We start from the raw sequence: 10,641 nt of genomic DNA on the forward strand, positions 1-10,641 counted from the left end.
TATCATTTCGGTTATCTCTCAGCAAGCCCCAGAGTATCATGTGAGTAAAATAACAGATCGATCGAAGGTTTTCTGCGCAGGCGGGTTTGGCGGGAATTAATAACTCATTGAAATACAAGCAATGAACATTATTAGTAGAATTTATTATAATATGTGAGCATTTCAACTTTAGTTATAGGATTTACTGATAATGACGTAAAAAACGGAGCCATGGCTCCGTTCTTTCATACGAAATATCAGTGCAGCAAACCGGGGAAAATGCTTTTAATTCCCGTAACGATGAATTCAATCCCTAACGCCATCAACAGCAGGCCCATGATACGCGTAATGACGTTGATGCCCGTTTGACCCAGCAGGCGCACCAGCCAGGGCGCCATGCGGAATACGCCCCAACAGCAGAGCGCGAAAAGCGCAATGGCGACGGAAAAGCCAATCAGGTGCATCAGGCTATGGTAACGCGTGCCCCAGACAATGGTTGAACTGATGGCGCCAGGGCCAGCCATGAGCGGCAAGGCCAGCGGCACCACGCCAATACTTTCGCGGATGGCGGTTTCGGACTTCTCCTGCTTGTTTTGTTTATCCTCGCCCAGCTTACCGCTGATCATTGACATGGCGATGGTCACGACCAGGATCCCACCCGCTATGCGGAACGAGTCAATCGAAATCCCGAAGAGCTGGAGAATGGCGTCACCCAGGAAAAGAGAGGTGAGCAGGATGATAGCTACTGACAGGTTAGCGGTGAGGTTGGTCTTATTCCTGGCCGCCGCCGTCTGATAACTCGTCATACTAATGAAGACAGGAATGATCCCCACCGGGTTGACCAGGGCAAACAAACCAATAAAAAATTTAAAATACGTTGGAAAATCAAAGAGCGTTTGAATCACGTTTTGCTCCGCTTATACACATGCCCGGGACTGACAATTTGTCATGAGAAATCGCGCTGAAGATACCCTTTTTATTAGCATACTTCACTCGAAATCTGCGGCAAAACGTTACCATTTCAGGATGTTAAATATATGTATAATCAATGACAGCGCCACTTCCATTACTTACGTAATTATTTAACACTTGAAAAATCTCAACGAAATAACCCTGCTGAAAGGTATCAGCTTGGGGGAAAATTGACGCAGATCATGATTTCCGTACTCAGAAGTGAGTAATCTTGGTTACGCCCCCAGGGAGATCACCTGACAAAAAGGGATGATGCTAAGGTAAGGCTCTTTTAGTAAATTAGTGTGCTGACGCATAAAGTAACTCTTTGTTTTACTTTGTGTTACGCAAGTCGTATCGGCTCTGTCTATACTGTGTGACGTATCGAGCGCTGGTTTACTAAAAGAGTTTAAACATTATCAGGAGAGCATTATGGCTGTTACTAATATCGCTGAACTGAACGCCCTCGTCGAGCGCGTTAAAAAAGCCCAGCGTGAATATGCCAATTTCACCCAAGAACAGGTTGATAAAATCTTCCGCGCGGCCGCACTGGCTGCTGCAGATGCTCGAATCCCTCTCGCTAAAATGGCCGTCGCCGAATCCGGCATGGGTATCGTGGAAGATAAAGTGATTAAAAACCACTTTGCTTCCGAGTATATCTACAACGCCTATAAAGATGAGAAAACCTGTGGCGTGCTGTCCGAAGACGACACCTTCGGTACCATCACCATCGCTGAACCTATCGGCATCATCTGCGGTATTGTTCCGACCACTAACCCAACGTCTACTGCAATCTTCAAATCACTGATTAGCCTGAAGACCCGTAACGCAATCATCTTCTCTCCACACCCACGTGCGAAAGACGCGACTAACAAAGCTGCAGACATCGTCCTGCAGGCGGCGATCGCTGCTGGCGCACCAAAAGACCTGATCGGCTGGATCGACCAACCTTCCGTCGAGCTCTCCAATGCGCTGATGCATCACCCGGACATTAACCTGATTCTGGCGACCGGTGGTCCAGGCATGGTTAAAGCCGCATACAGCTCCGGTAAACCTGCTATCGGCGTGGGCGCGGGTAACACCCCTGTTGTTATCGATGAAACCGCTGATATCAAACGTGCCGTTGCGTCTGTGCTGATGTCTAAAACCTTCGATAACGGCGTGATCTGTGCATCTGAACAGTCTGTTGTGGTCGTGGATTCCGTATATGACGCGGTTCGCGAACGTTTCGCCAGCCACGGCGGCTACCTGCTGCAGGGCAAAGAGCTGAAAGCGGTTCAGGACATTATCCTGAAAAATGGCGCGCTGAACGCCGCTATCGTGGGTCAGCCAGCCTACAAAATTGCTGAACTCGCAGGCTTTACCGTTCCGGCAACAACCAAAATCCTGATCGGTGAAGTGAAAGTTGTTGATGAAAGCGAGCCGTTTGCTCACGAAAAACTGTCTCCAACGCTTGCCATGTACCGTGCGAAAGATTTCGAAGACGCGGTAGAGAAAGCCGAGAAACTGGTTGCCATGGGCGGTATCGGTCACACTTCTTGTCTGTACACCGACCAGGACAACCAGCCAGAACGCGTTGCCCACTTCGGTCAGATGATGAAAACTGCACGTATCCTGATTAACACCCCTGCTTCTCAGGGTGGTATCGGTGATCTGTACAACTTTAAACTCGCACCTTCCCTGACTCTGGGTTGTGGTTCCTGGGGTGGTAACTCCATCTCTGAAAACGTTGGTCCAAAACACCTGATCAACAAGAAAACCGTTGCTAAGCGAGCTGAAAACATGTTGTGGCACAAACTTCCGAAATCTATCTACTTCCGCCGTGGCTCACTGCCAATCGCGCTGGATGAAGTGATTACTGATGGCCACAAACGTGCGCTCATCGTGACTGACCGTTTCCTGTTCAACAACGGCTACGCTGACCAGATCACCTCTGTACTGAAAGCGGCTGGCGTTGAAACTGAAGTGTTCTTTGAAGTTGAAGCTGACCCTACCCTGAGCGTTGTGCGTAAAGGTGCTGAACTGGCTAACTCCTTCAAACCAGATGTGATTATCGCACTGGGCGGTGGTTCCCCAATGGACGCCGCGAAAATCATGTGGGTCATGTACGAGCATCCTGAAACCCACTTCGAAGAACTGGCGCTGCGCTTTATGGACATCCGTAAACGTATCTACAAGTTCCCGAAAATGGGCGTAAAAGCGAAAATGATCGCGGTAACCACCACTTCCGGTACCGGTTCAGAAGTTACGCCATTCGCAGTAGTAACGGACGATGCAACAGGTCAGAAATATCCACTGGCTGACTATGCACTGACCCCAGACATGGCTATTGTTGATGCGAACCTGGTCATGGATATGCCGAAATCACTGTGTGCGTTCGGTGGTCTGGATGCGGTAACTCACGCCCTGGAAGCTTACGTTTCTGTACTGGCATCTGAATTCTCTGACGGTCAGGCTCTGCAGGCTCTGAAACTGCTGAAAGAAAACCTGCCAGCGTCCTATAACGAAGGGTCTAAAAACCCGGTAGCACGTGAACGCGTTCATAGTGCAGCAACCATCGCCGGTATCGCGTTTGCGAACGCCTTCCTGGGTGTTTGCCACTCTATGGCGCACAAGCTGGGTTCACAGTTCCACATTCCTCACGGTCTGGCGAACGCCCTGTTGATCAGCAACGTTATCCGTTATAACGCTAACGACAACCCAACCAAGCAGACTGCTTTCAGCCAGTACGACCGTCCGCAAGCGCGTCGTCGTTACGCTGAAATCGCAGACCACCTTGGTCTGAGTGCACCGGGTGACCGCACTGCTGCGAAGATTGAGAAACTGCTGGCATGGCTGGAAAGCCTGAAAGCTGAGCTGGGTATTCCAAAATCTATCCGTGAAGCAGGCGTTCAGGAAGCTGACTTCCTCGCTCATGTAGATAAGCTGTCTGAAGATGCATTCGATGACCAGTGTACTGGTGCTAACCCGCGCTACCCACTGATCTCCGAGCTGAAACAGATTCTGCTGGATACCTTCTACGGTCGTGAGTTCAAAGAAGGTGACGTTGCCGCTGTGAAAACAGAAGTTCCTGTCATCAAAGCTGACAAGAAAGCGAAGAAAAGCGCTTAATTGAAAGCATAAGAAAAAACCCGCCTTTATGGCGGGTTTTTTTATGTCTGTAAAACAAGGCCGGCCTTATTTCCTGTTGTCGTGCTGAATCGCCGTCAGCGAGCCTACAGACAACGCTTCTTTATAATGCTTACGACAGACTGAAACGTAGCGTTCATTACCGCCTATAACCACCTGCTCGCCATCTGCATAAGGTTTTCCGGCCTGGTCGAGACGAAGCACCATGCTGGCTTTGCGACCGCAGAAGCAGATTGTTTTCAATTCGACAAGCTTATCCGACCAAGCGAGCAAGTACTGGCTACCGGCAAAGAGCTCACCGCGGAAATCCGTACGCAGGCCGTAACACAGCACGGGAATATCAAGCTCATCGACCACCTCTGAAAGAGCATGAACCTGTTCACGCGTCAGAAACTGGCTCTCATCTACCAGAACACAGTGAATGGGCTGCAAAGCATGTTCTGTACGAATGTCCTCAAACAGATCGGTTTTCGGGTTAAACAGTCTGGCAGGCGACGAGAGCCCTATTCTTGAGCTCACCTTCCCTGCGCCAAAGCGATCGTCAATTTCAGCCGTATAAACAACGGTACGCATCCCACGCTCCTGGTAATTGTACGAGGATTGCAGCAACGCGGTGGATTTCCCGGCATTCATTGCCGAATAGTAGAAATAAAGTTGTGCCATTGGCCGTAAAACCCTAATCAATGTGTAATATTCCCGATGATTCATTGTACCATAATTTGTCAGGTCATCAGCGATGCAGCACACAGAGGAAGCGTTTCAGCGCAGAGTTCACAACCTTCTTTTCATGAAAATAGCCCGTTAAAACATGAAGTAAACTCCTTCTGCCCGGCCAATATGTTATATGTTTAGCCAAACATAACACTGCTTTTTATAGTGGAATCCCCGTTCTTTAAAATTCACTATTTATTAACTATTACGGTCTTAACATCACGCAGGGGAACTAATACAAAAGGCTGATATTTTTCCGCCGCAACTATAATTCCTGCGGTAAATGTCACAAAAAAAAGATGCAATCGACCGGGTCCAGCCGGGTTAGCTGATAACAAACGAGACTGTTGGGTGATGAAATTTAAGTTAGCGTAATTAATAATAGCGGCATTATTTAGTATTTTTTGAATTCCTTACATTCCTGGCTATTGCACAACTGAATTTATGGCTCTATTATTAGGTCAACAAACCACCCCCCATTATAAGTTTGAGATTACTACAATGAGCGAAGCACTTAAAATTCTGAACAACATCCGTACTCTTCGTGCGCAGGCAAGAGAATGCACCCTCGAAACGCTTGAAGAAATGCTGGAAAAATTAGAAGTTGTAGTTAATGAACGTCGTGAAGAAGAAAGCGCAGCTGCTGCTGAAATCGAAGAACGTACTCGTAAACTGCAGCAATATCGTGAAATGCTGATTGCTGATGGTATCGATCCAAATGAATTGCTGAACAGCATGGCTGCAGCTAAAACCGGTACTAAAGCCAAGCGTGCTGCTCGTCCTGCTAAATATAGCTACGTTGACGAGAACGGCGAAACTAAAACCTGGACTGGCCAGGGCCGCACTCCTGCTGTTATCAAGAAAGCCATGGACGAACAAGGTAAACAGCTGGACGACTTCCTGATCAAGGATTAATCCAACCGTATTCAGAAAAATCCCGCGTAATGCGGGATTTTTTTTAACCTAAATTTGTCGCAAACATCCCCTTACACTCTGTCATAAAGCATTATTTGGCAATTTTAATAACTGTACTTAGAGACAGGTTTCAGAAGTGTTTAGGGCATAAAAAAACCGGTGGGCAGCGCCTCACCGGTTTCGGACATATGTAACCGTGGCTTATTTCTTAATACCTACGCTCTCTTTGAGCCAGGTTTTAAATTCTTCACCAAGAGTATTGTGGCGAATACCATATTCAACGAACGCCTGCATATAACCAAGCTTATTACCGCAGTCATGGCTCTTACCTTTCATATGGTAAGCCTCAACGGTCTCTTTCTCGATCAGCATATCAATCGCATCCGTCAGCTGAATCTCATCACCCGCTCCTGGAGGCGTTTTCGCCAGCAGAGGCCAGATTTCAGCGCTCAGGACATAGCGACCTACAACGGCCAGGTTTGAAGGCGCTACGTCGGCTTTAGGCTTCTCTACCACGCCAACCATTGGCACGCTTTCGCCCGGTTCAAGGTTAACGCCTTTGCAGTCAACCACACCGTATGCCGTCACGTCTTCAACAGGCTCAACCATGATCTGGCTGCTGCCGGTTTCGTCGAAACGTTTGATCATCTCAGCAAGGTTATCCTGAGAAAGATCGGATTCGTATTCGTCCAGAATTACGTCAGGCAGAATTACCGCTACAGGCTCATCACCTACAACAGGATGTGCGCACATAACAGCGTGGCCCAGACCTTTAGCCAGGCCCTGACGAACCTGCATAATGGTAACGTGTGGCGGGCAAATAGACTGAACTTCTTCTAACAGCTGACGCTTAACACGCTTTTCCAGCATGGCTTCAAGTTCAAAGCTTGTATCGAAATGGTTTTCGATAGAGTTTTTTGATGAATGCGTAACCAGCACAATTTCAGTGATGCCGGCTGCGATACATTCATTAACGACATACTGGATTAATGGCTTATCAACCAGAGGCAGCATCTCTTTAGGAATTGCCTTAGTTGCTGGTAACATCCTGGTCCCCAATCCCGCTACCGGGATGACGGCCTTTCTGACTTTCGAATTTAGGGCAGCCATTCAAATTCTCCTGAGCTGTTCAAGTTTTGAACTTTTATGCAATAAATAACGCGTTGAGTATATCAGCCTCGCCCCGCAGTTCGGGTCTGAAAAGAACGCGTTGCCGATCAATTAGGATAAATACGCATGAAACTGGGCAGCGATAGTAGCACTCCCCGTAAATCACAGGTAAAGCAATCTTAAAATTAAGATCCAATTGCTTATTCCGTGGACAACATTAAGCGTAGCCGTCCCCCGGCGCCCCAAATTTGGCACTGCCAGGAGGAACAGCGGTGGCTAATTTGATTAAGATACGCCGTACCCAATGTCCCAAGCGGCACACCGTTACTCACCTCAATATGATGTTCACCGGTATTCAGTGAAGCGTTGAGACCCGCTGAGACGAGGATCAGATTCTTTAAACCGCTGTGGTAATAGCCGACCAGCAGCGGGAACTGTCCGGGCAAATTAGCCTGACGAAAAAGCTGGTTTACCTGTTTGAGCAAACTGCCTAACTCCGGCAGCCGTTGTCCCTGATGCGATAACTGTTCCTGCAGCAAACCATTAAATAGCGCGCGAAGAAGCAACGCGGCTAATACGCCATTATCCCCCGCACGGGTGACATCCAGAGAATAAAACGCAAGGTCGGAATCAGATAATGGTGCGATATCCAGCACCAGTCCCGGCTGATCAGCCGCCACCAGCTGGCGATAATTTACGCGGCAGTGTGAAATAGTTTGCTGTACGGGCGGCTGAAGTTCTTGCAACAGTTTCGCCGCAGCAGGAGGATCACTCACCAGGGCATCCCAGTCCTGGAAAAGACGCTCCTCTTCCTCTACTCGGGAATTAAACATATTCGGATAAAGGCACGCTAAGACCGTTTCTCGCAGTCGGTTCAGATCCTTGACCGGCTTAAGCAGAATATCCTGGACGCCAAGACGCAATGCTTTGGCGATATCCGCCATATTCTCTGTGGCAGAGATCACCAGAATCGGCGTCTGGTTGCCTTCGTTACGCAGATGTTCAACCAGCTTCAGCCCATTCATGCGCGGCATCTCAATGTCGCAAATCATCAAATCGGGCGTAATGCTGATCATTTTTTCCAGGGCGTCGATACCATCTTCAGCGAGTGAAGTGATTGCTCCCAGCGAGGATAACCACGAATCCAGTAGCGATCGGAAAACGGGCTCGTCTTCTACAATCAAAATGTGTTTTCCGGCCAATGGCTGCGTCATGGTTCCTCCCCTGGCTGACAGTAACTAAATAGTGGCATGCGATCGGCACTATCGCCTGTCAGATTTTGCTGAAGTAGTCAAAAAAAGGTGCTTAACGTGCTGTTTGCACAAAAGGCAACAATTCGTCCATTTTCTTTTCGACGGCTAACGAGCCCGCTGCGATGGCGGCCTCAGCCCGATGGAAATCAAGAGTAGAGATTTGCGGACAGTAAGGCTGAATAAGAATATCTGGCGGATCGCCTGCCATACGATTGCGCTTAAGGCGGTTCTCCAGAACCTGGATTGACGTGGTCATGATTTCTATCGCCGTCGGCGCGGCAACCGAGCGTCGCGCGGCCATGCGCCCGATTCTACCGCGCAGGCGCTCATGCCAGGCCAGTTTCTCGCCCTCGGCATCTTCGCTCTGTAGATTGACCGGCATGAGGTCCTGTTGCATCAGGTGGGCGTCGTGCTGCAGGTCGACGGCAATCACGATATCCGCCCCCATTGCACGGGTCAGAGAGATGGGAACCGGGTTCACGACGCCACCGTCGACAAGCCAGTAACCGTTGTGTGGAACAGGCGCCATGAGCCCCGGCATGCTGCAGGAGGCGCGCACGGCAAGATGGATATCCCCTTCGGTTAGCCACAGTTCGCGTCCCGTGCTGAGGTTCGTCGCGACGGCGCCGAAGGGCATCTGACAATCAGTAAAGTCTTCGAGAGGCATAACCTGGCGGAACTGGTTAAAGACGCGTTCGCCGCGCAACAGCCCACCCCGCTGCCACGAAAGGTCCATCAGACGCAGGACGTCCCAGTAACTGAAGGAACGCACCCAGGTCTCGAGTTCCGGAAGCTTCCCGCACGCGTAAGCGGAGCCGACAAGCGATCCTATTGAACAACCTGCGACAATATCTACGTTAATGCCCATCTTGGTTAAGGCATTAATCACGCCGATGTGTGACCATCCCCGGGCTGCACCTGAGCCCAGCGCCAGTCCAATTTTAACCTTTCTCATTAGCCCTGTTTTACTTCCCCTGGATTCCTGACATAGCGTCAACGCAACAGCTCAGTTAACATAGTGCTACCCGAAGCGTTTTACGCCTTTATTATTTGTTCCAGGAAGAGAATCGTGTCTCAACTCTGCCCTTGTGGTAGCGCTCTGGAGTATAGCCTATGTTGCCAGCGATATCTGTCTGGCGATCAGGTTGCACCAGACCCGTCACACCTCATGCGTTCACGTTACACTGCTTTTGTGATCAAAGACGCAGACTACCTGATTAAAACCTGGCATCCCTCCTGCCAGGCTGCTGAATTCAGACAGGACATCGAAGCCGGCTTCGCGAACACGCAGTGGCTCGGCCTTACCGTCTATGAATCCTCAACGGGCAGCCATGTTGATGAAGGTTACGTCAGCTTTGTTGCTCGTTTTACCGAGAATAATAAACCTGGTGCCATTATCGAGCGTTCCCGGTTCTTAAAGGAAAGCGGGCAGTGGTATTATATTGACGGAACGCGCCCGCAATTTGGTCGTAACGATCCCTGCCCGTGTGGTTCAGGTAAAAAATTTAAAAAGTGTTGCGGGCAGTAATGCCTGATAACCCAGACTTCGCAAATACAAACAGGATTTCCCGGCGATGCAATCATTACAACGTAAAGTTCTGCGCACTATCTGTCCCGATCAAAAAGGACTGATCGCACGAATTACCAACATTTGCTACAAACATGAACTGAATATCGTGCAGAACAACGAGTTCGTTGACCACCGTACCGGCCGCTTCTTTATGCGTACCGAACTCGAAGGTATTTTCAACGATACTACCCTGCTTGCCGATCTCGACAGCGCGCTTCCGGAAGGTTCCGTGCGCGAACTGACCCCAGCCGGTCGACGCCGCATCGTGATCCTGGTGACTAAAGAAGCACACTGTCTGGGCGACCTGCTGATGAAAGCAAACTACGGTGGTCTGGACGTGGAAATAGCTGCCGTTATTGGCAACCATGAGACGCTGCGCACGCTGGTCGAGCGTTTTGATATTCCGTTCGAGCTGGTGAGCCACGAAGGCCATACTCGTGAAGAACACGACGATCTGATGGCCCAGGCCATTGAAGCGCATAACCCGGACTACGTGGTGCTGGCGAAATACATGCGCGTGTTAACGCCATCCTTCGTGGCGCGTTTCCCGAACAAGATCATCAACATTCACCACTCGTTCCTGCCGGCCTTTATTGGTGCGCGTCCCTACCACCAGGCCTACGAGCGCGGCGTGAAGATCATCGGTGCAACCGCGCACTACGTGAATGACAACCTGGACGAAGGTCCAATCATCATGCAGGACGTGATTCACGTGGATCACACCTACACGGCCGAGGACATGATGCGTGCAGGGCGTGACGTTGAGAAGAACGTGCTGAGCCGTGCGCTGTATCAGGTACTGGCGCAGCGTGTCTTTGTCTACGGCAACAGAACCATCATTCTTTAATCTTTCGGAAAATGAATTGATTAGCTTTGCGCCTTTACGGATAAAAAGCAGGCAAACAGCTTCATTTCCCTAAAGGAATGCTTTACAGGGGCGCCTCATTTGATATGATGCGCCCCGCTTCCACCAGGAAGCAGGCCAGTAAAAAGTATTACCCCGTGGTGGGGTTCCCGAGCGGC

Annotated in this window: 9 protein-coding genes; 4 read left to right on the forward strand and 5 right to left on the reverse strand. The window is 49.8% G+C overall.

The annotated features are described in order from the left end of the window. Window positions 1–236: 236 nt before the first annotated feature. The gene (locus INF68_RS11845) at window positions 237–884 is read right to left on the reverse strand and encodes a YchE family NAAT transporter (protein WP_023312098.1); all 648 of its coding nucleotides are present in this window, start codon (window positions 882–884) and stop codon (window positions 237–239) included. A gap of 478 nt (window positions 885–1,362) precedes the next feature. On the opposite strand from INF68_RS11845, the gene adhE reads away from it, so the two are divergent. Further along, window positions 1,363–4,041, forward strand: coding sequence for a bifunctional acetaldehyde-CoA/alcohol dehydrogenase (gene adhE, locus INF68_RS11850; RefSeq protein WP_032647603.1), 2,679 nt, complete (start codon window positions 1,363–1,365; stop codon window positions 4,039–4,041). A 66-nt stretch (window positions 4,042–4,107) separates the two neighbouring features. Here the strand turns inward: adhE and tdk are convergent, their stop codons facing one another. After that, entirely contained in the window at window positions 4,108–4,722 is a 615-nt protein-coding gene (tdk, locus tag INF68_RS11855; protein ID WP_045355905.1) for a thymidine kinase, read from the reverse strand. A 549-nt stretch (window positions 4,723–5,271) separates the two neighbouring features. Here tdk and hns point away from each other — a divergent pair. Next, window positions 5,272–5,685, forward strand: coding sequence for a histone-like nucleoid-structuring protein H-NS (gene hns / locus INF68_RS11860; protein ID WP_008502781.1), 414 nt, complete (start codon window positions 5,272–5,274; stop codon window positions 5,683–5,685). Window positions 5,686–5,886: 201 nt separating this feature from the next. Here the strand turns inward: hns and galU are convergent, their stop codons facing one another. The 3 genes from galU to rssA form a co-directional block, all read right to left on the reverse strand. Then, the gene (galU, locus tag INF68_RS11865; protein WP_008502780.1) at window positions 5,887–6,795 is read right to left on the reverse strand and encodes a UTP--glucose-1-phosphate uridylyltransferase GalU; all 909 of its coding nucleotides are present in this window, start codon (window positions 6,793–6,795) and stop codon (window positions 5,887–5,889) included. A 200-nt stretch (window positions 6,796–6,995) separates the two neighbouring features. Beyond that, window positions 6,996–8,009 (reverse strand): two-component system response regulator RssB, encoded by a 1,014-nt coding sequence (gene rssB, locus INF68_RS11870; RefSeq protein WP_023312101.1) that lies wholly within the window; start codon window positions 8,007–8,009, stop codon window positions 6,996–6,998. Window positions 8,010–8,100: 91 nt separating this feature from the next. Continuing rightward, the gene (gene rssA, locus INF68_RS11875) at window positions 8,101–9,003 is read right to left on the reverse strand and encodes a patatin-like phospholipase RssA (protein ID WP_126786826.1); all 903 of its coding nucleotides are present in this window, start codon (window positions 9,001–9,003) and stop codon (window positions 8,101–8,103) included. Between the two features lie 114 nt (window positions 9,004–9,117). On the opposite strand from rssA, the gene INF68_RS11880 reads away from it, so the two are divergent. Then, window positions 9,118–9,576, forward strand: a complete 459-nt coding sequence (locus INF68_RS11880) for a YchJ family protein (protein WP_032656686.1) — start codon at window positions 9,118–9,120, stop codon at window positions 9,574–9,576. Window positions 9,577–9,622: 46 nt separating this feature from the next. Beyond that, entirely contained in the window at window positions 9,623–10,465 is an 843-nt protein-coding gene (gene purU, locus INF68_RS11885) for a formyltetrahydrofolate deformylase (protein ID WP_023312104.1), read from the forward strand. The last annotated feature ends 176 nt before the right edge of the window (window positions 10,466–10,641 follow it).

The organism is Enterobacter cloacae complex sp. P16RS2, assembly GCF_014982155.1.
Taxonomy (GTDB): domain Bacteria; phylum Pseudomonadota; class Gammaproteobacteria; order Enterobacterales; family Enterobacteriaceae; genus Enterobacter; species Enterobacter cloacae_M.